Here is a 24666-nt window from a genome sequence, read left to right on the forward strand (position 1 = left end):
CAGCAGAAATTATTCTGCTGAACTATTTTTTTTCACATTAGGTAGCCGTTTCAGGCCACGAATTGGTTTTACTTTTAAGACATCTAAGAAGAAAGTGAACACAGGGATTCCTACAATAAGTCCCCATACACCAAAGAGACGCTCACTAACTAATAAGATGACAAACGTATAAAAGATTGGTAACTCTGTTTTACTAGACATGAATTTAGGATTTAGCACGTAAGATTCAAATAAATGGACGATTGTAATTAAAGCTAAGATATAAATCACATCGTTCAAGCCACCTTGGGAATAAGCGATGAAACTTAGCGGAATGCAGGAAATAATCACACCAGCAACTGGGACTAAGCTCAAAATGAAGATCATAATGGCTAAACTAGGTAACTGAGTAAAGCCGATTATCGCCAAGGCCAAAGTAGTAATGACTGTGTTCACCACAGCAATGAAAAACTGAGCTTCCATTACGACACCAAATGTGTTGACGAACTTGTTGGCGAAATAATAGATATCCTGAAAAAACCAATCAAAATCACTTTTTAAAAATAACTTAGAAAAATCGGCCATTTGCTTCTTCTCAATCATAAAGAAGAAACTTAAAATAAAGGACATGACAAATGATAAGCCGACAGCGCCAATATCTTGAATGTAGCGTAAAATCATTGAAGCGCCATTCTGGAGTTGAGAGAGTAAGTTAGATTTTTCCAAGTATTGATCAATAAATTGCAATACTTGATTTGTATCTGTATGTGGACTTTGATAAAAATCAACTACAGAATTAATCATTTGAGTCGTTTGGTTAACTAGAACGGGAACATATTTAGTAATCGCTAAATAGATTAGAAAAACAACCAATGCATAGGTTAAGAGAACGATGACAATCGTCGGGATTTTCATATAGCGTTGAACAAAATGGACCAAACGAACAGCTAAATAGGTAAAGATAAATGTTAAAAGAATTGTTGTAATCATACTTCTGGATAAATAAAGCACAAAAATAATCAAAGCAAGGACGCAAAAACGTCGCAAACGTTCATTTTGAATAAATTTTTGATACAAACTCATAGGGGAAACTCCTTCTTTACTGAATAATCAATCCTGTTAAGAATAACATAACCATACCGATGGCAGCTAGGCCGCAAACAATAATATGGCGGCGTTTGTACATCACTACAATGGCGATGAACTCTCGAATAAACGCGTTAGGTAAAAAATAAAAAGCGGTTTTTGCACCAATGCCATCAGCTTTTAAGCCAGCCATTCGAGCGAAAAGACCCGCTCGGAAAAGGTGATAATTGTTTGTAGTAAAAATGGCTTGGAAATTAGCATTTCCAAAATCCTCAATCATTGTTTCTTTGGAAAAACGCATATTTTCTAGTGTGTTTTTTGAATGAGCTTCTACTAAAATATCATCATCAGGAATACCTTGTGTCAAAGCATACATTTTCATCGCGACACTTTCAGGAAGTAATTCATCGGGACCTTGGCCACCAGACATGACGATTTTTGGCGGATTTAACGTTGCGCGATTTTGAGCCTTGTAAAATTGAATGGCTTTGTTGATGCGGGCTTGCAATAACGGCGGCACAATCTCACCATTGATTAACCCCGAACCTAACACAACAATATAATCCTGTGTATATTTTGGCTGATTAAATTGATACAACGTAGAAACAGTTAAAAAATTATAAAAAACAAACGCGAAATAAGTCAAAATAAATGGCGCAATAGTTAATGGTAAGGAGAGCCACGTTGGTAACAACGATTGAAAAAAGAAATTATAAATTAATAGTAATGTTAAGCCAATTGCCAGCAACAACGTCAACAAGTTCCCTAGAGACCGACCTTCTTTTCTCATAACAACGACCGCATTCCAATAGAGGAAAATAATTAAGGCATAGAGTCCTAAAGCCAAAGCGATAAAAATTGCCAGCAGGGCAATAATTGCTAAGGTGATTAGAAAGTAGTTGTTTGTACGAATCGCAGTAATCCCTAAATAAGTCGCTAGAACCACAAGAAAAATATTAAATAATGTTCCATTCAGTAAACGCCTTTTTTCTTTGAAGTAGAAGAGCGCAAACAAGCCAAAAAAAGCAATGGGAATTAAAAAGAAGGCTGTGCCACGAATGATTTCTAAATATAAAACATATGAGAAGAACATAAAGACAGTCCAGCCAAACATCCACGGCAACCAATCGTGTTCTTTTTTCTTTTTCCGCCACGAGGGAATGAAAAAGAGACCCAATAAATAAACACCTAAAAAGGTTAAATCACCATAAAATTGCATAAATAAACTCCTTTAAAACATTTTTCCTCTTCAGTATAACGAAAACTCTTCAAAAAAAATAGAGGAAGCACTTAGTTTCAGAAAGTTTTCTTGTTCTTTTTTTATAAAAAAAACCTGACGATTAACGTCAGGTTTTTGAGTCAGTATTGTTTAATTAAGCTTTAGTAACGTTAGTTGCTTGAGGGCCACGTTGACCTTCTTCGATTTCGAAAGTTACTGCTTGACCTTCTTCTAAAGTTTTGAAGCCGTCACCTTGGATAGCTGAGAAATGTACGAATACATCGTTTCCGTTTTCTGCAGTGATGAAGCCAAAGCCTTTGTCTGAGTTAAACCATTTTACTGTACCTGTTTCCATAATAAATATCCTCCTAGATGTGTGTTATAACACATTCATATTTTGCAATTACTTGAAAGGTGAAAAATGTGGAAGATGTTTATTTGAAACAGCTACCCATATTACCGAACAAAAACTACATCTATTACTATAGCATACTAACTGGTTTTTGTATAGCGATAACCTTATTTTCTTTTTTATCGGATGTTTTTTAAAAACTAGAAAGTGAAGATAAGGCTGTTATAGTGCTGTTTCAATAAGGCTCAGAAAAAAAGCCCATTGTAAGGCGCTTTCTTACAATGGGCTTTTTGCCTGTTTTTAATAACGGAGGATAGCCGCTAAAGATTTTTCATCTGGTGCAGCTTTTTGGTCTAAAACAAAAACTTGACCGCCGTTTTGAATGACTTGGTAAGCAATGGTGTTTAAAAGTTTGCGACGATCATACTCTTCAGATGACATTTCATTGTTTTCAGTAACAAAGAGTGACGTTGCAATAAAAAGATGGGAAATTTTGCCGTCAGCTGCCGCTGGCGAAATATCTGTAAATTGATCTAAGAATTTACGATCTAGTAATTTGTTATAAGAAGCTGTTTCTTTTTCTGTTAACTCTGCAGCTATTTTTTCACTAGCGCTGCGGATATCTTGAATGGTTGCTTGTGCAGGTGAAGCAGCAACTGAAATTGAGCAATCATAATAAGGATTTTTAGCAATCTTTTTAAAGAGTGTTTGGTTTTCTGGTAAAGCATAAAGATAAAGCGGTAATTTTTCAGGATTATCCAGTTGATCTTTTAAGAAAGTATCGACTGCTTGATAGTAGTTCACCCAATCAATTTCAACTTCTTTATCTTTAGTATTGATGCTATGATAAGCGACACCTTCTTTAGAACCGTTAGAACTACCTTGAGTTGAAAAGTTTAAATTACCACCCGTTAATTCATCACCTAAAGCTGTGACCACGTCTGTTGGCGCGTCTTTAGGCAATTCAACAGGAGTCACAGTCGTATGATCAACCTTGTAAAGTTTCATTGAATCGCGATTTAGAGCAAGTAGGTAATAATGGTAGTTAAATTGTTTGTCTTTGACTAGTCCAAGTAAATAAGGAATCGTGTCCACGTAATATTGATCGTCAACGGGCACATCTAATCGTTGAACAAAGGTGTTTTCTGGAGATAAGATGATTGAAACACTTGCTGTGCCGTTGCGCCAGAAGGAAGCATCAGCTAGAAGTGCGTCAATTTTTTCTTGGAAAACAGACCATTTTTCCTCAGGAAATTTTTTTTCAAAGCGTGTTTTTGCCGCTTTTGCAAAATTTTTCAAAACAAGCGAATCTTTTTCTACGTTTTGATGAGCGACATGGGTGTTAAACAAGAAAGTAACAAACGGTCCATGAACTTCTTCAGAAAATAATGTTGATAAGCTATCTTTTTTTTGATTTGCCATAATAAAATCCCCCTTCTAAAAGTAAGTGTAGCACAGGAAATCGAATGTTTAAAACAATATGTTCAATAAAAGAAAACGCTTTAAATAATCTAAATAAAGGACTGTTAATGGTGTTCTAATAAAAGTTTTATAAAAAATATAGCTGAAACTCATGATAAAAAAGGCACAAACCACTATACTTACGTTATGCCAATTATCCCGAATTGGTTTTTTCATACTTACTCCTACCAAGAGTAAATAACAACCTTCATTTCCACCACAGACGACGGTCGTGGTGGTTTTTTTTGTTTAGGTTCTAGTTTTTGCTATCAATTGACTAGGAGAAGTGAACGTTCTTTAAGAATTTGTCATTTCAAATTTACGGAACCGCAAGAAACGATTTGCTTCTTCCTCTAACTGAGTAATTTCTTCTTCTGTTAACTCTTCCGTAGTAATGTGAATATGTAACTCTTTTTGTGTGCTTGTCATAGGTGCCTGATGATTAATCTCTGTTTGTTGGGTGCGGCCCATTAAATAGTCCAAGGAAACAGAAAAATAGTCTGCTATTTTTAAAAGATTCTCTACTTTAGGCGAAGAGGTATCCCAACGACGAATTTGTCCATTGGAAATGCCGACGTTTCTTTCTAATTGGGCGAGGGTTAATTGCTTTGACTGAGCTAGTTGTTTAATGCGAGAAATTAAGGTCATTTCAAGTCCTCCTTGCGTTTTCCGTTTGCTAATTTTAAATTAGCGTAAAAGCGAATGGTTGTCAATTGCGAGCGTGTAATAAGAAGGTGAACATCTCATGAGTGATTTTTTAGAAAATTTCCGATGAAAAAAAGAAGAAATAGAGTTATTATTAGTAAGTAAACTGTTTTGGAGCGAGAGGGGATGAATCAATGGAGAAAATTAAAAGTTATCAAGAGGATTCTGAAGTGCAGAAAAATCGTTGGTGGATCTTAGTTTCTGTGGCTATGTTTACCTTCATGTCTACATTAGATTCCAGCATTGTAAATATTGCTTTACCGACTATTTCAAAAGAAATGTCCGTACCCATGAATCAAGCGGAATGGGTCGTATCTATTTATTTAATGGTTGTCTGTGCTTGTTTATTATTATTTGGAAAAATTGGCGACAGTTTTGGAAAAATAAAAGTTTATCGAATTGGCACGGTTATTTTTACGATTGGTTCGTTACTTTGTGGCTTTAATCAATCGCTGAGCTTTCTATTATTTGCGCGAGTCGTTCAAAGTATTGGTGCTAGCATGACCATGGCGACCAATTCAGGAATTATTACGGAAGTATTCCCTTTAAATGAAAGAGGGCGGGCGCTTGGTGCAGTAGGTGCCTTTGTCTCTTTAGGCGCGATTGCTGGTCCTGGGATTGGTGGATTGATCTTATCAAACTTTTCTTGGTCGTATATTTTTTGGATTAATGTTCCCGTGGGGCTAGTTACAATTTTAATTGGTGAAAAGTTTCTACCAAAAGATATTACAAAAACAAAAGAAAAAATCGATTTTTCAGGATTTGCTTGTATTGCCATTGCGATTATGACGTTCTTCGGCGGGATTTTCCTCGGACAAGAGAGCGGGTTTGGCTCGTTACAATCCTATTTATTGTTCATTATTGCAGTAATCGCACTAGGATTATTTATAATGGTTGAACGAAAAAGAAAAAGCCCACTTATTAAGTTCGCAATTTTTAAAAACAAAATTTTTACTTTAAGTTTATTGTCCGCCGTTTTAATTTTTGCCTCAAACTTTTTTGTAAATGTTGTCATTCCATTTTATTTGCAGGATGCACGCAAACTAAGTGCTAGTTATGCTGGTCTATTAATGATGGTATTTCCGTTATTAATGGTGGTTGGGGCTCCTCTGAGTGGCTATTTGACGGATAAAATTGGCCCAGGTATTTTAACATTTGGCGGATTGTTGCTTTTGTGCTGTACGTCGTTAATGTATATGTTTTTAGATATGAATTCGCCCATCTGGTATTATGTGATTGCAACGGCCATTATGGGCTTGGGAAATGCACTTTTCCAGTCTCCAAACAATACAATGGTTATGAGCAGTGTTGAAAAGCAAGATTTAGGTGTAGCAGGAAGTATGAATTCTTTTGCTAGAAACTTAGGGATGGTCATTGGGATTGCGTTGTCAACGACCATTTTATATCGTGGTATGAGCGAAGCCTATGGTGAACGAGTAACCACGTATCTGGCTAATCGCCCAGATATATTTATTGTGGGAATGCGTGAAACCTTTTTTGTCGCCTTTCTATTATGTGTGGCGGCCTTTATATTAACGATTTTACGTTTTCGGAAAACAACCAAATAAGTAAAAAGAAGCAGACGAGAAAGATTCATGATTTTTCTCGTCTGTTTCTTTACTAGCTAAGAAAATAAGCAAATGCGATTGTATATTTCTAATTCTCTGTTACAATAAAGAAAGTAAACTGTACTAAACTGTACTACTTTTAAGAATGAATTTGACGATTAATTATCATAAGAGTGTGTAGAAAATACCGTAGGAGGAATACAAATGGAACTGATAGGACATGGACATTCATGTATTGAAATTCGTCTAAACGACGGCACGAACCTTTTATTTGATCCTTTTATTAATGGCAACCCTTTAGCGGACGTTTCACTTGAAGATTTACACCCTGATTACATCTTAATCACCCACGGACACAGCGATCATATTGGCGATATGCTAGCAATTGCTCAAGCAAACAAGGCAACGATTATTGCGATAGCTGAAGTGGCCACGTATGCGCAGTCGCAAGGGGTAAAAGCGCATGGAATGAATCTAGGTGGGCGTTATGTCTTTCCTTTTGGTTCGGTTAAATTTGTGCCAGCTTTGCATAGTTCCGGTTATGAAATAGACGGCGTAATGACCTACATGGGCGAAGCAAGCGGGATTATTTTAGAAGCAGAAGATAAAAAAATTTATCACGCTGGTGATACGGCGTTGTTTTCAGATATGCGCCTTTTTGCAAAAGACAAATCCATTGATGTAGCGTTCTTACCAATTGGCGATAATTATACGATGGGACCAGAGGATGCGCTAGAAGCAGTCTCTTACTTAAATCCCAAAATAACCATTCCAATTCATTACAATACCTTTCCTGTTATCCAACAAAATCCAGCAATATTCGTAGAGCAAGTAGTTGGCGGGAAAGTATTAAACCCAGGAGAGACGATCCTAGTTTAGGAGGAAATTATGGCGACGAAACATGATCAAATTTTAAAACATATTGAAGAATTACCGATTGGCGATCGAATCTCTGTTCGAAGCATTGCCAAAAGTTTAAGTGTTAGTGAAGGAACAGCGTATCGGGCCATCAAAGATGCAGAAAATATTGGGCTTGTTTCCACCATTCAACGTGTTGGTACGATACGAATTGAGCGTAAGTTAAAAAAACATATTGAAAAATTAACATTTGGTGAAGTGGTCCGGATTATTGAAGGGGATGTGTTAGGCGGTAGCTCTGGTCTAGACAAAGTCCTTAATAAATTTGTAATTGGTGCGATGACAGAAACCGCAATGACGCGATATATTACTCCAGGTTCCTTAATGATTGTTGGTAACCGCCAAGGCGTGCAAAAGCTTGCTTTAGAAAATGGGGCAGCCGTTTTAATTACAGGTGGATTTGAAACATCTGAAGAGATTGCGCAGTTAGCAGATCGTCTGGGTATGCCTGTCTTGAGAACCACATATGATACATTTACTGTGGCTACTATGATTAACCGTGCTTTAAGTGATCAGCTGATTAAAAAAGACATTTTACTCGTCAGTGATATTTATACAGCGCTTGAAAAAACCAATTATTTGTTGACAACTCAAACGATTGCAGATTATCAGGCATTATCTGAAAGTACCCATCATTCTCGTTTCCCAGTAGTAAATAAGAAATTACGTTTAGTGGGGATTGTCACAGCCAAAGATGTCATTGGTAAAAGTGAACATTTAACCGTGGATAAAGTCATGACAAAGGATCCCAATGTTGTGAAAAAGATGATGAGTGTAGCGAGTGTCAGTCATCAAATGATTTGGGATGGTCTAGAAGTCATGCCGGTGGTGGAAGATGATTTAGCGCTTGTTGGAATTGTTTCTCGCCAAGATGTGATGAAAGCCATGCAATTGGTGCAACGACAACCACAAATTGCAGATACAATTTCAGATCAAATTTCCGGGGAAGTGATGCCTGTTGAAGAAAATGGCAAAGAAACAACCCGTTTTCGTTTTTCGGTTGCGCCCCAAATGGTTAACAGTGTTGGTACCATCTCGTTCGGTGTCCTAAGTGAAATTATTTCTAACGTGACACAACGAACAATGTTGATGAATCAAAAAAGAAATGTATTAATTGAACAAGTGAATCTACATTATTTGCGGCTAATCCAGTTGGAAAGTGAATTGGACATTCGTCCACGTATTTTAGAAATTGGTCGTCGCTCTGCAAAATTAGATATCGAAGTTTATTTAGAAAATGTCATTGTGGCAAAAGCAATTGTTGTTTGCCAAGTGATGGAGAGAACGTAGGAGGCTACAAAGAATGGACGTAGTAAAAGAAATTATGGCAGCAATTAAACAATATGAAACAATTATTATTCATAGACATCAAAGGCCCGACCCAGATGCAATTGGCTCACAGGTTGGGTTAGCAGAACTCTTAAGAGCGAGCTTTCCTGAAAAAAATATTTATCAAGTAGGCGGACCAGTGGAAGGCTTAGAGTTTTTAGCTGAAATGGACGTTATTACTGACGATGTCTATCGAGGTGCATTAGTCATTGTAACAGATACTGCAAATGCTCCACGAATTAGTGATGCGCGTTTTTCTTTAGGCGATCAATTAATTAAAATCGATCATCATCCGAATGATGAACCTTATGGAGATTTAGTTTGGGTGAATACAAATGCAAGTAGTTGTAGTGAAATTATTGTTGATTTTTGGCAACAGCATTTAGCAGAATTAACGATGACAGATAATGCAGCTCGTTTATTGTATGCTGGGATTGTGGGGGATACAGGACGTTTTCTTTATCCTTCCACTTCGGCGCATACACTCGCTGTCGCTGCGCAATTGCGTACGTTTAACTTTAATGCCGCAGACTTAAATCGTGAGTTAGACCAAATGCCTTTAAAGGTTGCTAAATTAGCGGGTTATATTTATCAAAATTTAGAAATCGACGCAAATGGCGCTGCTCGTGTCGTTTTACCACAAAGTATTTTAAACAGTTATGATATTGTCGATTCTGAAACGGCAGCCATTGTTTCAATGCCAGGAAAAATTGAAGATGTTCTCTCATGGGCAATCTTTGTTGAACAGCCGGAAGGTTATTATCGCGTTCGGTTACGTTCCAAAGGACCAATCATTAATACAATTGCTAAAAAACATCATGGCGGCGGCCATCCTTTGGCAAGTGGCGCTAATGCACGTGATGCGGCTGAAATTGAAGTGATTTACCAAGAAATCCAAGCAGCTTGCCAAGAGTGGGCTCAAAAATAAATAAGTAATTAGAAAGTAGTTATCGGACGTTGATAAATCATTAGGACTACTTTTCATTCACTAGAAAATAAGGTAAAATGAAAAAGAATTATTTTTTACAAAGGAGAACGTTAATGACAGAGCAATTACCAAACTGCCCTGAATGTGGGTCGGCATATGCCTATGAAGATCGCGGATTATTTATTTGTCCAGAATGCGGTCATGAATGGTCACCAACAGAAGAAGTTGCAGAAGAAGGCTTAGTAGTCAAGGACTCAAATGGCAATCTTTTAGCGGATGGTGACAGTGTTACTGTAATCAAAGATTTGAAAGTTAAAGGTGCCAGTGGCGCAATTAAACAAGGCACAAAAGTGAAAAACATTCGTTTAGTGGAAGGTGATCATAACATCGACTGTAAGGTAGATGGCTTTGGTCCAATGAAGTTAAAATCAGAGTTTGTTAAGAAAAATTAAATTTCATTTGAATGATGAGACAGTAAGAGTCTAGGACACAACCATCGTCCTAGACTCTTACTAATGTTTATCGGTCTTGTATTTTATCATTGTACGAAGGCCGTGCCAAGCGTTGTAAAGTGTGAGGATTAACCCGATACCTAAAGGAATCCATAACCATTGCGGAGAATAAGCGGCATCTTTTAACGTTTCAGGGTTGATGGTCCATGATTCTTGCAATACTTGGAAACTAAAAACCATGAGAAATGTTGAAATAAGTAACAAAATAAACCGTAAATAATGAATCGTTGTTTGACGGTGAATCAGTGCAAAGAGTAAGTAGAGCACAAGTAAAAATAGCGGCACTCCAAACGCAAAATATGGCTGTAACATGAGAACGTCCTCCTTTTTCTTAATGATACTGCAAAGGAGAGGATTTGCAAAATAAAATTTATTGTTGGTACATTTTTTTAGAAACAAGTATAGTGTTATTGAGGCATTCATACTTGAAATTGTTTATCTTGGAGGAATTTTTATGGCAGTATATAGCGAACCAATTAAATGGGCAATCATTATTTTCCCGTTTCTAGCATTTTTTATTTCTGGGGCATTATTAATCTATGAATACCGCAAATATGGTTCCTTTGTTTGGACACGAGCAATGATTTTGTATTCATTTGTTTTTTATTTATTATGTGCCTATTTCTTGGTAATTTTACCGTTGCCATCTCGGGCAGAAGTGGCTCAATACACAGGACCAACAATGGAACTGCGGCCTTTTCATTTTATTTCAGGGATTTTAAATGAAACTGTTTTTTCGCTCAAAGATCCTAGTACGTATTTGCCAGCATTAAAACAGCATGCCGTTTTAGAACCACTGTTTAATGTTTTATTAGTTTTACCTTTTGGTGTGTATTTACGGTATTATTTCAAATGTTCATTTTTAAAAACAGTTCTTGCGAGTTTTTTATTGTCATTATTTTTTGAATTAACACAGTTATCTGGCCTTTATTTTATTTATCCACGTTCGTATCGCTTGGCGGATGTCAATGATTTAATTAATAATACCGTCGGAGGCATGGTCGGTTATTGGTTGACGCCACTCTTTACCTTTTTATTGCCAACACGAGAAGAAATTGATGCCACCTCTTATGAAAAAGGGCAGACAGTTAGCCTGTTGAGACGTTTCTTTGCATGGGGGATTGATTGGTTGGTGATTGGCTTTGTGCAAGGCCTGCTCGTTTTTGGACTAAATTTCATTCCAGCTTATAAAAATTGGGCAACCAATTATCCGATTTTTTCAGATCGGATGTGGTTCTTTATCATGGTGTTTGCGGTCTTTATCGTCATGATGAAACTGACAAATGGTCAAACGTTAGGGAAAAAAGTTGTTCGCATTCGGGTGGTTGAAACAGGACATGAAAAAATTCGTTTAAAAGCCTTGTTTGTTCGCTACGGTTATTTGTATTTTGTGTATGGTTTAATTAGTATTTATCTAGCCAATGCCACTGATTTATTGAATTCTTCTAATCGGATGTTGCAAATGGTGTCACTGCTTCTGTATTTGTTCTGTTTAATTTTATATTTACTGTTTTTGATCAACGTTTTGTTAACCTTGATTCGTAAAAAACGGCGTTTGTTTTATGAAAAAGCCAGCCATACTTATACAGTCAGTACATTAGAAGTTGCGAAAACAAAGGAATCAGCAGGTGAGTAAAAGTTGTTTTTGTGTTATAATGCCAAAGTGCATAAAGAATTTAACGAGAAGAGGTGAGGCAAGTGCCTTCATTTAAACAATTTCAATTTCAACCTTTTATCAACGAAGCACTCGCAGAAAAAGGGTTTGAAGAACCAACAGAAGTCCAAGAAAAATTAATCCCAATCATTAAGAAAGGGAAAAGTGTCATTGGACAATCGCAAACAGGAAGTGGAAAGACGCATACTTTTTTACTTCCATTAATGGATAAAGTTAAGCCAACTATCGACGAAGTACAAATTGTGATTACTGCGCCTAGTCGTGAATTAGCCAATCAAATTTATCAAGAAGCGCAGCAACTGGCTCGTTTCAGTCAACCAGAAATTCGAGTGTCAAATTTTGTTGGCGGAACAGATAAACAACGTCAATTAAATAAATTAAAGCATCAGCAACCTCATGTGGTGATTGGTACACCAGGGCGTATTTTAGATATGATGAATGAACAAGCCTTGAAAGTGCATACGGCTTTTGCCTTTGTTGTCGATGAAGCAGACATGACATTAGATATGGGCTTTTTAGCAGAAGTCGATCAAATTGCGGGTCGTTTGCCAGAAAAATTACAAATGCTCGTTTTTTCTGCAACCATTCCAGAAAAATTACGACCATTTTTAAAAAAATATTTAGAAAATCCAGTGATTGAACATATCAAACCAAAAGCAGTTATTTCAGAAACAATTGACAATTGGTTGATTTCCACCAAAGGAAAAAACAGCAATCAAATAATTTATCAATTATTGACTATCGGGCATCCTTATTTAGCGATTGTTTTTGCAAATACTAAACAAAGAGTTGATGAAATCACCGATTACTTAAAAGATCAGGGCCTAAAAGTTGCCAAAATTCATGGAGACATTACACCACGCGAAAGAAAACGTGTGATGCGTCAAGTTCAAAATCTTGACTACCAATATGTGGTAGCTACTGATTTAGCCGCACGTGGGATTGATATTGAAGGAGTTTCACATGTCATCAATGCAGAAGTTCCACATGAATTGGACTTCTTTATCCATCGGGTTGGCCGCACAGGACGTAATGGATTGAATGGGACTGCCATAACATTATATTCACCAGCAGATGATGAAGCGATTACTCAGATTGAGCAGTTAGGTGTTTCTTTCAAACCAAAAGAAATTAAAAATGGTGAGATTGTAGAGACGTATGATCGCAACCGTCGAACAAAACGAGAAAAATCTCGAGAAGAATTAGACCCAACGTTAATTGGTTTAGTGAAAAAGAAAAAGAAAAAAATTAAACCAGGATACAAGAAAAAAATTAATTGGGCAATTGAAGACAGCAATAAGAAAAAACGTAAAATTGAACGTCGTCAAAAAGATCGTTCTGCTAGAAAAGCAAAAAAGAATTCTTCTAACTAAAAACGTTGTGGATTATAAAAAGTAAGGGACTAGAATCGTAAAGATTTTAGTCCCTTACTTTTTATATGATAAATATTTAAGTCACTTTTAAAATAACTCTTTTTTAAAAGTAATTATCGTTAAAAGTAGAGAAAATTACCGATTAATTGTAAAGATTTTTGTCGAAAACATCAAAATGTTAGTGTTAAACATCAACATTTTGATGTTTTCTCAAGAAAAAAATAATAAAATTACAGAATTTTTGGCGTGTTTTAGCAAAAAGTAGGAAGTTTCGGCACTTTTTTTGTTAAAAAATCAGCTTTATTAGTTGATATTAAAGGAAATTCATTTTTTTTTACGGAGGATAAAAAAATTTTACACACAAAAAAAATCATTTTCTAATATAATATAAATAACCACCAAAATAAAGAATAAAGGAGCGAAGAGAGATGAAGATAAAAAGGTGTTTATTAACCAATCGATGGAGAAAACACGCGATTTGGTAACGTATTTTGATTGGTGCGTTTAGTTATTGGTAGCAGAAAGAGTTCTAGGAGGAAAGAAGAAATGAGAAGGATTTTGGTATTAACAAAGAACATTTTAGTTGAGCAAACATTTCAGCAGCAATTACAACATTTAAATTATGAAGTCTTTTGTACGAACTGCTGTGAAGAAACTATAGAACATGAGTTAACTTTTTTTAATTATTTTGATGCAATTGTATTAAGCGAAACACTTTCTCAGAACGATTGCTTGAGATTATTAGGAAGTCTTTCATCGTTAGAGAAGCCGATTTATCGACGTTCACAATCGATGTGTAATAAACGTGAAGCAGAGATTTGGCAGGAAAGAGGTATTATCCGGTGGTTAGGCCTCAAAGATTCATTGGAAGATATTCGTGAAAAAATTGACACGGTCGATCAAAGTTTTGCCGAAGTCACAGCCGAGCTACTTGATGACCAAGTAAAAAAGATTCGCTTTACAAAAAACGAACAACGCTTTTTAAAAATCTTGTATCAGCATGCCCACGAAGGGTTGGATCGTGATCAAATTTGTCGCTTGCTTTGGCAGAAAGAACCAGATGCTTCTACAAAATCGCAGCTGTCTTTCGTATGTAAACGAGTGAAACAAAAATTTAGTGATGCAGGTATGAACGAAGAGATTATTACAACCTCTTGGGGAAAAGGGTATCAAATAAATGAACAAATTTTGCCTTATTTAGAGCAAACGTTATTTGAAACAGCTCAGTAAGGAAAGATTCCTACGAAAACAATTGACTTTTTAGCAGATCTTTCTTATACTTTTGACTATAAGCTAAAGGATATGAGGAATCTTATTTTGATCACAGAAAGCCGTTCATTGCTGAGAGAAGGGCATCAGATAAATTTACTTGCTCCCTTTAGATGGACTTGATAGAAATATCAACGCGACTCTGCGTTATAGAGCTTAAGAGGTAATGATCCAACATCATTGCAATCAAGGTGGTACCGCGAGCAATCGTCCTTGACTGCAATGGTGTTTTTTGTGTTCACAATCTGCCACTTAAGAGGGTACAAAATATAAATAGTTAATTATTAATAGAAAGTAGGAAAATCAATGAAAGAATTAACAAGTAGTCAAGTTCGCCAAATGTATTTAGACTTCTTTAAGTCTAAAGGACATTCAGTAGAACCAAGCGCTTCTTTAGTACCAGTAAACGATCCAACATTATTATGGATTAACTCTGGTGTTGCAACCTTGAAAAAATATTTTGATGGCTCTGTTGTGCCAGAAAATCCAAGAATTACGAATGCTCAAAAATCTATTCGTACAAATGATATTGAGAATGTTGGGAAAACGGCTCGTCATCATACAATGTTTGAAATGTTAGGGAACTTCTCAATTGGAGATTATTTTAAAAATGAAGCGATTCACTGGGCCTGGGAATTTTTAACTGGTGCTGAATGGCTTGCTTTTGACCCAGAAAAATTATATGTGACTGTTTATCCGAAAGATACAGAAGCAAAACGCATTTGGCGTGATGAAGTTGGTTTATCTGAAGACCATATTATTGATGTAGAAGATAACTTCTGGGATATCGGTGCTGGTCCAAGTGGTCCGGATACGGAAATCTTTTATGATCGCGGCGAAGAATTTTTAGATATTCCAGAAGATGATCCAGAAAATTATCCTGGTGGCGAAAATGAACGCTATTTAGAAATTTGGAACTTAGTGTTCTCTGAATTTAACCATACACCAGAAGATACGTATGAACCATTACCACATAAAAACATTGATACGGGCATGGGCTTGGAACGTGTTGTATCTATCATTCAAGATGCACCAACAAATTTTGAAACTGATTTATTTATGCCAATCATTCATGCGGTAGAAGCTTTAGGAACCAACGTGAAATATGGAGATGCACCACAAACGGATGTTTCCTTTAAAGTGATTGCTGACCATATTCGCGCCTTGTCCTTTGCAATTGGTGATGGTGCGCTTCCTTCAAATGAAGGTCGTGGCTATGTGTTACGTCGTTTATTACGTCGTGCGGTAATGCACGGGAAAAAATTAGGCATTAATGAAGCCTTTTTATACAAATTAGTGCCTGTTGTTGGCGAAATCATGGTAAGCTACTATCCAGAAGTATTACAACAAAAAGACTTCATCGAAAAAGTGGTTCGGACAGAAGAAGAACGTTTCCATGAAACCATCAATGAAGGTTTAAGCATGTTAAATGAGGTTATTAAAGAAGTTAAAGATGCAAAAGGCGATACATTAGATGGAAAAATTATCTTCAAACTTTATGATACTTTTGGCTTCCCCGTAGAATTAACGGAAGAAGTTGCGGAAGATGAAGGCTTGAAAGTCGATCATGCTGGGTTTGAAACAGAAATGGAAGCACAGCGTGAACGCGCTCGTTCTGCCCGCAGTAAAGAAACTTCAATGGGTGTTCAATCTGCTTTATTAACAGATATTAAAGTAGAAAGTAAATTTGTTGGCTATACAGAATTAACACATGATAGTGAATTATTTGTTATTATTCAAGGTGACGCACTAGTAAATGAAGCATCTGCAGGAACAGCCGAATTAATTTTTGCTGAAACACCATTTTATGCTGAAATGGGTGGACAAATTGCTGACCGCGGCTATGTAAAAAATACCGCAGGGGAAGTCGTTGCCAACGTGGTGGATGTGAAAAAAGCACCAAACGGTCAATTTTTACACAAAGTAGAAGTTTTGGCGCCATTAGCAGAAGGTCAAATTTATCAATTGCAAGTGGACGAACGGATGCGGACACGTATTTTGAAAAATCATACGGCAACCCATTTATTGCATCGTGCTTTAAAAGATGTGTTAGGGGAGCATGCCAATCAAGCAGGCTCATTAGTTGCACCAGGACATCTACGTTTTGACTTTACTCATTTTGGGCAAGTTACATCAGAAGAACTAGCGCGGATGGAAGCCATCGTTAACGAAAAAATCTGGGAAGCTATTCCTGTTGTCACAATTGAAACAGATATTGATACAGCGAAAAACATGGGCGCAATGGCGTTATTTGGCGAAAAATATGGCAAAGAAGTCCGTGTAGTTAATATTGGGGATTACTCTATCGAATTATGTGGTGGAACACATGTTGCTAATACAGAAGATATCGGGATTTTCAAAATTGTTTCTGAATCTGGGATTGGTGCAGGAGTACGCCGTATTGAGGCAGTGACGAGTAAAGAAGCGTATCAACTTTTACAAGAAGAAGAACGTCAATTGAAAGAGATTGCTACATTAGTTAAATCACCTCAATTAAAAGAAGTGGTTACGAAAACAGAGCAATTGCAACAACAATTACGTGATCTACAAAAAGAAAACGAACAATTGGCTGGCAAATTAGCGAACCAACAAGCTGGTGACATTTTTAAAGATGTCAAAGACGTCAACGGTGTTCGTTATATTGCCGCTCAAGTCAATGTTAAAGACATGAATCAATTACGCCAATTGGCCGACCAATGGAAACAAAAAGAATTGTCTGATGTACTAGTTCTAGCAACTGCACAAGATGAAAAAGTAAGCTTGTTAGCGGCTATGACAAAAGACATGAACGGAAAAGGCTTAAAAGCCGGTGACTTAATTAAAGCAATTGCGCCAAAAGTTGGCGGTGGCGGCGGTGGTCGTCCTGATATGGCTCAAGCTGGTGGGAAAAATCCAGCAGGGATTGCGGATGCCTTAGCAGAAGTTGAAAACTGGTTGGCAAATGCCTAATTAAAAATGTTTTCCCTATTATTAATATAAGGAGAATGCTCTTTATAGCAATAATGACAGCCCTCTTCAAAGTTATGAAATTGATTTTGAAGGGGGTTCTTTTTTTTAAATGATTAAGGAGAGGAAACAGTAGATTGCACGAATGTGTAAGTTTTCATCTTCAATTGACAATGGTATAATAAGCAACGGAGGAATCAAAAATATGAATGAAAATCAATTATCAAAACGTCTCGCAACGGTTGGTGATTTAATCCCTAGAGGAAGTCGCTTAGCAGATATTGGTTCAGACCATGCTTATTTACCAGTTGCTTTAATGTTAGAAAATAAACTGTCTTTTGCTGTGGCTGGGGAAGTGGTGGAAGGCCCTTATCAATCTGCCAAAACCCAAGTCAGTAAATCCAATTTGACGGATAAAATTATTGTACGTTTAGCGAACGGGCTAGATGCAATTGAACCTGAAGATCAAATAGACGTCATTAGTATTTGTGGAATGGGCGGCACATTAATCCGAGATATTTTAGAAGCTGGACGCAAAAAAAATCGTTTAACAGGGAAGGAACGCCTTGTTTTACAACCGAATATTGGTGAACCAACTTTACGCCGCTGGTTAATGGCAAATGACTACAGTATTATTGATGAAACAATCGTGGAAGAAAACCGTAAATTGTATGAAATTATCGTAGCCGAAAAAACAGAGAAATCCGTTTCTTATACGGATCAAGAATTACTATTTGGGCCAGTTTTAATTAAAAAACAAGGACCGGTTTTTACTAAAAAATGGCAAAGAGAATTAAAACAGCGCAAAACTGTTCTTGCACAACTAGCAAAAGCAAGTGGAGAACATATTGAAAAACAAGTAAAACTACAGCAAGACCAACAATTAATTGAGGAGGTGCTGGCCAATGGCTGTGAACGGTAAGACATTGATTCGACGCTTCAATGACTATTGTCCCGAGTGGTTAGCTGAAACGGGAGACCCTGTGGGCTTGCACATTGGTACGTTAGATAAACCAATTGAAAATGTGATGATTACCTTAGATGTTCGTCCTGAGGTCGTTGCAGAAGCAATTGAGAAGCAGGTTGATTTAATTATTGCGAAACACCCACCTATTTTCCGCCCAGTTAAGCGATTAACCACAGATAATTTTCAAGAAAAAATGTACGCTGATTTATTAAAACACGATATTGCTGTTTACGCAGCGCATACTAATATGGATATTATTGACAATGGGCTAAATGATTGGTTTTGTGAATTATTGGAAATTAAACAGACCACCTTTTTAACTAAAACACATACTGTTCCTTATAAAAAATTAGCCGTTTTTGTGCCAATTGATGAAGCTCCGCAAATGAGAGAAGCTTTAGGTCTAGCTGGCGCTGGAGCTCAAGGTGATTATTCTAAAACAAGTTACTCTTTAATTGGAACAGGACGTTTTACACCAACACAAGGAGCAAATCCCACGATTGGCGAAATTGGTCAAGAAAGTGTCGTCCAAGAAGCAAAAATCGAAGTGATTTTCCCTGAAACTAAGCAAGAACAAGTTCTTGCAGCTATGTTACAGGCGCATCCTTATGAAGAACCGGCGTATGATGTTTATACCATTGAAAATCAATCAAAAGAATTTGGTTTAGGTCGGGTTGGAGTATTAGACAAGCCTGTGAGATTCTCTGATTTTGTACAGCAAGTCAAGGAAGCTTTCCAATTGGATGGCTTGCGGGTCATTGCAAAAGATGATACTAAAATGATTCAACGGGTAGCCATTTGTGGTGGAAGTGGTGAAAAATTCTATCATGATGCATTACGTAAACAAGCCGATGTCTATATTACTGGTGATGTGTATTATCATACGGCACATGACATGATTGCTGAAGATTTACCAGTCATCGATCCTGGTCATTACATTGAAGCGCTTTGTAAGCCAAAACTTGTGGAATTAATGAATCAATGGAAACAAGAAAATGAGTGGGCTGTATCCATTTTTGAATCAGAAGCGAATACCAACCCATTTCGTTTTAAATAAAAAAATGAAGATTAAAGGAGTGTTCTTTTATGTATGAAAATTTATTACCTCGTTTTTTACGCTATGTGAAAACAGAAACACGCTCAGATGCAACAAGCACAACGACACCATCAACACAAACACAAGTAGCCTTTGCACAAACCTTAAAAAAAGAATTAGAAGAATTAGGGATGAGCGATGTTATTTATAACGAAACAAATGGTTTTGTGATTGCTACGTTACCTAGTAACGTGGAGAAAGACGTTCGTTCAATCGGCTTTATTGCCCATATGGATACGGCTGATTTTAATGCAGTGAATGTTTCTCCGCAAATTGTTGAGAACTATGACGGAGAATCAACGATTCCTTTAGATAAAGAAGGCAAATTCACTTTAAATACGAAAGACTTTCCTAACTTAAAAAATTATCGTGGTGAAACACTTATCACAACCGATGGTACCACTTTATTAGGAGCTGATGATAAATCAGGTATTGCGGAAATAATGACAGCCATGGAATATTTAATTAATCACCCAGAAATTAAACATGGTACCATTCGTGTGGCTTTCGGTCCTGACGAAGAAATTGGTGTAGGTGCCGACAAATTTGATGTCGCTCAATTTAACGTGGATTTTGCTTATACAATGGATGGCGGACCAGTAGGTGAATTACAATTTGAAACGTTTAATGCGGCGCAAGCAGAAATTACAATTCAAGGGAAAAACGTTCATCCAGGAACAGCAAAAAATACAATGATTAATGCGTTACAATTAGGAATTGATTTCCATAATGCCTTACCTGCTGACGAAGTTCCAGAAAAAACAGAAGGTGAAGAAGGCTTTTATCATTTAGCAGCGTTTGCTGGAACGCCAGAAGAAGCTACAATGACGTATATTATTCGCGATCACAATCGCGAGATTTTTGAAGCACGTAAAGCTAAAATTAAAGAAATTCAGCAAACATTGAATGCACCATTTGATGAAGAACGAATCAAAGTTGATTTATTTGATCAATACTATAATATGCGAGAAGTGATTGAAAAAGATATGTCCATTGTCGAAATTGCTAAACAAGCAATGGAAGAATTGTCAATTCAACCAATTATTGAACCTGTTCGCGGTGGAACGGATGGCTCAAAAATTTCTTATTTAGGGATTCCAACACCAAATATCTTTGCTGGTGGCGAAAATATGCATGGCCGTTTTGAATTTGTTTCATTACAAGCCATGGAAAAAGCGACCAATGTGATTATTAAAATTGCTGAATTAAATGCAAAATAAATGAGGTACTCAATAGGAAAGTAAGAAAACGGGCAACCGAGAGCTTACTTTCCTGTTGTAGTTTCATGAGTCATTGAAAATTTTTTTGCAATTAGAATCAGAACAAGGTATCCTAGTACAGTAACTAGTTAGGAGGCCAGAAAGAATGCTTCAGTGGATAGTAATCATTTATTTCCTCGTCATTAATTTAGTATTGTTTAGTATGATGGGTTATGATAAAAAACAAGCAAAACGTGGGAACTGGCGTATTCCGGAACGCCGCTTATTGATGATAGGACTTGTCGGTGGCGGTCTAGGTGGGCTAATGGGACAAAAGAAATTTCATCATAAAACCCAAAAACCAGTTTTTGCATTGTGTTATTCAATTGGCGTAATCGCGATGATTAGTTGCATCTATCTAACATTTAAGTAAGAACAAAAAAGGAGAAGCGATGAAAGGAAAAGTAAAAATTGGCTTAAATATGTTGTTAATGATTATCGTTTTAGGCGTAATCTTTTATGTCATGGATAATTCATTAAGTGATATTTTTGCTCAACTGATGGAAACGAGTTGGCTGGTGCTGATTGCTGTTATTTTTTTTGGTGTAGTTTATCAATTTGCAGAAGGGCGCTCAATCAAGGAAATAGCTCGTTATTTTAACAAAGACTTTACAACAGTGGATGGTTTTTTTACTTCTTGTTATGTAGCATTTTATCGGATTATTTCATTTGGCACGGGAACCTTGCTTTCAGAAATTTATTTTTATAAGAAAAAGGGAATTCCTGTTTCTAAAAGTGTGGGGATAACGGCATTACATATGATTATGTACAAAGCAGCCGTGATTTTTTTAGCAATTATTGGTTTGATTATTCAATTTTCCCTGTTTTATGAAAATGCGCCTAAGATGATTCCATTCATTTTAGCAGGTGTTATTTTAACATTAATAATAATTGCAGCATTACTTATTTTATCTAGTAGCTTAAAGTTGCAAGTTTTATTGGTTAAGTTTGCCAATCGTTGGTTTAAACGACCAAAACTAAGAGATTGGGTGGATAATTGTAATTTACAAATCTATTCCTTGCGGGCAGCTGTCCAAACAATTACACAAGATCGCTCAGCGTTGCTTCGAATCTTTTCATGGAATGTATTTAAATTATTATTTTGGTACATTATTCCTTACATTGTTTTAGTAGAAAATCACCCGAATATTGATTTATTATTAGTGATGTCCTTTACCAGTTTTGCTGTTATTCTTTCAGGAGTTATTCCGACACCTGCTGGCATTGGTCCATTTGAATTTGTTTACTTATTGTTGTTTAAACCATTGGTCGGCAATGTTGATGCTGTAGCATCTGTTTTACTGTATCGATTTGGTAGCTTTGTGTTACCCTTTTTGATTGGCTTGGTTTATGTCGCCATTGAGAAACGAAAATCATTACGCATTGAGATTGAAGAAATAAAACGTCAAACAGATGAATAAGATAGAACGAGAAAAAGAGTCGCTCTTTTTCTCGTTCTTTTTTTTTAAAAGGAATTGACTTGTACGAGGGATGTCTTATAATAGACTTAATACATGACTAAAAAATATTTTTTTGAACTAATAAAAATTATGGTAAAGGGGTGGCGAAAATTATTGCTGATTGTACAGCAGTGCTGTTATGCGGCGGGAAAAGTTCACGGATGGGATTTGATAAAGCATTATTGAAAATTCAAGGGCAATACGTGATCTTGCAAACAGCTGAAAAGTTAATGGAACTGTTCGAAGAGGTTATTTTAGTAACGAATGATAGTCAAAAATTTCCTAAGGCGTTTAGAAAATGCACAATCATTCAAGATATGTATCTTGGAAAGGGGCCATTAGGTGGGATTGTGACAGCAATGAACTATACTCAGAAAGCTGAAGTGTTTGTAATTGCCTGTGATATACCAACTTTTTCTCCTAAACTTGTGTATCAGTTAGCCTCTAAGCGTGGACAAAATCAAGTAACAATCTTTGACTTTGAAGGTCGTCAAGAACCATTATTTGGCTTTTATCGATGTTCTTGTTTACCAACATTTCAAAAACAGCTTGCGCAAAATAACTATCAGGTTCGCCAAGAATTTGAGCGTCTATCTGTAAAAACGGTGCAACTATCAAAAGAGAATCAACTTAAAAATGTCAATCGAAAAGAAGAATTGTCTCAGTGGTATCGATAAAAAGGAGGAATCGTAATGGATTTTTTCAGTAGTGAAGAAATAGTTGCAAGCTTAGGTGATAAGGCAGAAATGAAAGGTAAATTATCGTTTGTTCGACTCTGTATTTTAGGCATCATGGCTGGTTTTTGTATTGCACTAGGTTACTTGGCGTTTATTCGTATCACTGGAACTGCCCCCACAGAATGGGGAAGTTTTAACAACTTTCTGGGTGGAGCTTTATTTCCAGTTGGATTGATAGCGCTTACTTTTGTTGGTGGTGAGTTAGCAACAGGCAATATGATGGTAATGACATTAGGCGTATTACAGAAAAAGGTTAGAGTGGGCGCTCTTTGTTATAACTGGCTAGTTGTTTTATTGACCAATTGTCTAGGCGGATTTCTTGTGGCGTATTTATTTGGCCATATTGTTGGGTTAACTGAAGGTGCGTTTCTGGATAAAACAGTCGCAGTTGCTCAGGCGAAAATCGCTGATCCACCGCTAGTTGCTTTTGTTTCAGGGATTGGCTGTAATATTTTTGTTTGTTTAGCGGTTTATCTCGGAGCGTTGGCAAAATCATATTTAGGTAAAATGTTTGGCTTATGGTTTCCTGTCATGGTTTTCGTTGTTTGTGGGTTTCAACACGTGGTCGCCAATGCGTTTATTATTCCAGCGGCAATTTTTTCACAAAGTACCACAATCAGTTGGTGGGATTATTTGCAGAATACATTATGGGTATTTTTAGGCAATGCAGTAGGTGGCAGTCTTTTTATGGCCGTACCATTGATCTTTATGACAAAACCAGCAACTGTCAAACCAAGAGTTGAGAAAACGATTCAGACGGAGGAGCCCTATGGCAATTGAGGTACCAAACATGATTCAAATTGGTTCTACTGGTCGGAATAGTGGCAAAACGACATTAGCCGAAGCCCTTATTAAACAGTACCAAGAAGTCTATCCAATTTATGGCTTGAAGATTATTACGATTAGTGGTCAACGAGGGGTGTGTCAACGAGGCACAAAAGGATGCGGAATTTGTACCAGTATTACAGCTGGTTATGAATTAGTAGAAGAGCAAGAGACGATTGGCAATAAAGATACCATGAAATTATTAGCTGCAGGTTGTCAAAAAGTTTTTCTATTGAAAGTTTTTCAAGAAAATTTGGCGGAAGCCATTCAGCAATTTCTGAAAGCTGTGCCGGCCCAAGCATTAATCATTTGTGAATCAAATTCATTACGTAATGTTGTGCAGCCAGGACTATTTCTTATGATGAATAACCAGAATCGCCAAAAAGAATCAGCAAAAAAAGTTATAGATAAAGCCGATTTTTGTTTACTATCTGCTGAAATACCAAAAGAATTGCGTATCTATTATCAAGGAGAACAACTTCAAGTTTCACTAAAAAGGGGGAATAAAAAGGAATGTGTGCATTAAGCTTAATTGAAAAAGAAGCGATTATTCTAGAAAACGATGCTGATCCACAACGAATTTTAAATATTTTAATTGAATTACAATTTGCTTCAGAAGAAGGGTATATCGATCAGGAGACAGCTCAATTAGTTGCAGAGCATCTACATTTAACGGAAGCGCGAGTCTATGAAATCGTCAGTTTTTATGCCATTTTAAAGACGGAACCGCAAGCGAAGTATGTCTTGAAGATTTGTAACAGCACACCGTGTCATTATACTGGTGGGGCGATGGTTGCCGAAGTTTTAGAAACTATTTTAGAAGTGCCAGAGAATCAGCCGACCCCAGATGGCTTATTTATGTATCACAGTATTCCTTGTATCGGGGCTTGTGATTTGGGTCCAGTAATTAAAATTAAGGACACCGTTTTTAGTCAACTAACAGAAGAGAAAATTTATCAATTAATTCAACATTTACAAAATGATTGCTATGAAGGATTGTAG

General features: G+C 36.6%; 24 protein-coding genes. 18 read left to right on the forward strand and 6 right to left on the reverse strand.

Annotation, left to right across the window (positions count from 1 at the left end; genetic code table 11):
* Window positions 1-9: 9 nt before the first annotated feature.
* From IGL36_RS05825 to IGL36_RS05845, 5 genes are all read right to left on the reverse strand, one after another.
* Window positions 10-1062, reverse strand: a complete 1053-nt coding sequence (locus tag IGL36_RS05825; protein WP_002357754.1) for an AI-2E family transporter — start codon at window positions 1060-1062, stop codon at window positions 10-12.
* 16 nt (window positions 1063-1078) lie between these two features.
* Complete coding sequence (locus IGL36_RS05830) at window positions 1079-2284, reverse strand: YdcF family protein (RefSeq protein WP_002382277.1); 1206 nt, start codon at window positions 2282-2284, stop codon at window positions 1079-1081.
* Between the two features lie 154 nt (window positions 2285-2438).
* On the reverse strand, window positions 2439-2639 hold the full coding sequence (locus IGL36_RS05835; RefSeq protein WP_002357750.1) for a cold-shock protein: 201 nt from the start codon (window positions 2637-2639) through the stop codon (window positions 2439-2441).
* Window positions 2640-2936: 297 nt separating this feature from the next.
* Window positions 2937-4058, reverse strand: a complete 1122-nt coding sequence (locus tag IGL36_RS05840) for a hypothetical protein (protein WP_002365588.1) — start codon at window positions 4056-4058, stop codon at window positions 2937-2939.
* Window positions 4059-4394: 336 nt separating this feature from the next.
* Window positions 4395-4745, reverse strand: a complete 351-nt coding sequence (locus IGL36_RS05845; RefSeq protein WP_002357747.1) for a helix-turn-helix domain-containing protein — start codon at window positions 4743-4745, stop codon at window positions 4395-4397.
* A gap of 191 nt (window positions 4746-4936) precedes the next feature.
* Between IGL36_RS05845 and IGL36_RS05850 the strand changes: the two genes are divergently transcribed.
* The 5 genes from IGL36_RS05850 (at window position 4937) to IGL36_RS05870 (ending at window position 9997) form a co-directional block, all read left to right on the forward strand.
* Window positions 4937-6370: an MFS transporter gene (locus tag IGL36_RS05850; protein ID WP_002357746.1), complete on the forward strand. Its 1434-nt coding sequence runs from the start codon at window positions 4937-4939 to the stop codon at window positions 6368-6370.
* Window positions 6371-6574: 204 nt separating this feature from the next.
* Window positions 6575-7249, forward strand: coding sequence for a metal-dependent hydrolase (locus IGL36_RS05855; protein ID WP_002377640.1), 675 nt, complete (start codon window positions 6575-6577; stop codon window positions 7247-7249).
* Window positions 7250-7258: 9 nt separating this feature from the next.
* Window positions 7259-8578 (forward strand): DRTGG domain-containing protein, encoded by a 1320-nt coding sequence (locus IGL36_RS05860; RefSeq protein WP_002357743.1) that lies wholly within the window; start codon window positions 7259-7261, stop codon window positions 8576-8578.
* Window positions 8579-8591: 13 nt separating this feature from the next.
* Window positions 8592-9545, forward strand: coding sequence for a DHH family phosphoesterase (locus tag IGL36_RS05865; protein ID WP_002357742.1), 954 nt, complete (start codon window positions 8592-8594; stop codon window positions 9543-9545).
* 113 nt (window positions 9546-9658) lie between these two features.
* Window positions 9659-9997 (forward strand): zinc ribbon domain-containing protein YjdM, encoded by a 339-nt coding sequence (locus tag IGL36_RS05870; RefSeq protein WP_002357741.1) that lies wholly within the window; start codon window positions 9659-9661, stop codon window positions 9995-9997.
* 60 nt (window positions 9998-10057) lie between these two features.
* Here the strand turns inward: IGL36_RS05870 and IGL36_RS05875 are convergent, their stop codons facing one another.
* Window positions 10058-10456 (reverse strand): hypothetical protein, encoded by a 399-nt coding sequence (locus tag IGL36_RS05875; RefSeq protein WP_002382283.1) that lies wholly within the window; start codon window positions 10454-10456, stop codon window positions 10058-10060.
* Window positions 10457-10511: 55 nt separating this feature from the next.
* Here IGL36_RS05875 and IGL36_RS05880 point away from each other — a divergent pair, with 55 nt between their 5' ends.
* The 13 genes from IGL36_RS05880 to IGL36_RS05940 all read left to right on the forward strand — a co-directional run bounded on the left by IGL36_RS05880 (window position 10512) and on the right by IGL36_RS05940 (window position 24666).
* Window positions 10512-11693 carry a VanZ family protein gene (locus IGL36_RS05880; RefSeq protein WP_002377637.1) on the forward strand — a complete coding sequence of 394 codons (1182 nt, stop codon included), beginning with the start codon at window positions 10512-10514 and terminating at the stop codon, window positions 11691-11693.
* Between the two features lie 53 nt (window positions 11694-11746).
* A complete protein-coding gene (locus IGL36_RS05885; RefSeq protein ID WP_002385937.1) occupies window positions 11747-13105 on the forward strand; it encodes a DEAD/DEAH box helicase in 1359 nt (452 codons plus the stop codon).
* A gap of 546 nt (window positions 13106-13651) precedes the next feature.
* The gene (locus IGL36_RS05890; RefSeq protein WP_002381934.1) at window positions 13652-14335 is read left to right on the forward strand and encodes a helix-turn-helix domain-containing protein; all 684 of its coding nucleotides are present in this window, start codon (window positions 13652-13654) and stop codon (window positions 14333-14335) included.
* Window positions 14336-14680: 345 nt separating this feature from the next.
* Window positions 14681-17323: an alanine--tRNA ligase gene (gene alaS, locus IGL36_RS05895; RefSeq protein WP_002366615.1), complete on the forward strand. Its 2643-nt coding sequence runs from the start codon at window positions 14681-14683 to the stop codon at window positions 17321-17323.
* Between the two features lie 202 nt (window positions 17324-17525).
* Complete coding sequence (locus IGL36_RS05900) at window positions 17526-18242, forward strand: tRNA (adenine(22)-N(1))-methyltransferase (RefSeq protein WP_002374956.1); 717 nt, start codon at window positions 17526-17528, stop codon at window positions 18240-18242.
* Window positions 18226-19344 (forward strand): Nif3-like dinuclear metal center hexameric protein, encoded by a 1119-nt coding sequence (locus IGL36_RS05905; protein ID WP_002395134.1) that lies wholly within the window; start codon window positions 18226-18228, stop codon window positions 19342-19344. The genes IGL36_RS05900 and IGL36_RS05905 overlap by 17 nt, the downstream gene beginning before the upstream one ends.
* Window positions 19345-19373: 29 nt before the next feature.
* Window positions 19374-20603: a peptidase T gene (pepT, locus tag IGL36_RS05910; protein WP_002384579.1), complete on the forward strand. Its 1230-nt coding sequence runs from the start codon at window positions 19374-19376 to the stop codon at window positions 20601-20603.
* A gap of 145 nt (window positions 20604-20748) precedes the next feature.
* A complete protein-coding gene (locus IGL36_RS05915) occupies window positions 20749-21015 on the forward strand; it encodes a DUF1294 domain-containing protein (protein ID WP_002377631.1) in 267 nt (88 codons plus the stop codon).
* A gap of 19 nt (window positions 21016-21034) precedes the next feature.
* The gene (locus tag IGL36_RS05920) at window positions 21035-22063 is read left to right on the forward strand and encodes a lysylphosphatidylglycerol synthase transmembrane domain-containing protein (RefSeq protein ID WP_289861571.1); all 1029 of its coding nucleotides are present in this window, start codon (window positions 21035-21037) and stop codon (window positions 22061-22063) included.
* A gap of 140 nt (window positions 22064-22203) precedes the next feature.
* On the forward strand, window positions 22204-22779 hold the full coding sequence (gene mobA / locus IGL36_RS05925) for a molybdenum cofactor guanylyltransferase (RefSeq protein WP_002357726.1): 576 nt from the start codon (window positions 22204-22206) through the stop codon (window positions 22777-22779).
* A gap of 15 nt (window positions 22780-22794) precedes the next feature.
* On the forward strand, window positions 22795-23619 hold the full coding sequence (locus IGL36_RS05930; protein WP_002405184.1) for a formate/nitrite transporter family protein: 825 nt from the start codon (window positions 22795-22797) through the stop codon (window positions 23617-23619).
* Window positions 23609-24190: a hypothetical protein gene (locus IGL36_RS05935; protein WP_002363879.1), complete on the forward strand. Its 582-nt coding sequence runs from the start codon at window positions 23609-23611 to the stop codon at window positions 24188-24190. The genes IGL36_RS05930 and IGL36_RS05935 overlap by 11 nt, the downstream gene beginning before the upstream one ends.
* The gene (locus IGL36_RS05940) at window positions 24178-24666 is read left to right on the forward strand and encodes an NAD(P)H-dependent oxidoreductase subunit E (protein ID WP_002357722.1); all 489 of its coding nucleotides are present in this window, start codon (window positions 24178-24180) and stop codon (window positions 24664-24666) included. The genes IGL36_RS05935 and IGL36_RS05940 overlap by 13 nt, the downstream gene beginning before the upstream one ends.

It is taken from the genome of Enterococcus sp. AZ011 (assembly GCF_050548355.1).
Taxonomy (GTDB): Bacteria; Bacillota; Bacilli; order Lactobacillales; family Enterococcaceae; genus Enterococcus; species Enterococcus faecalis.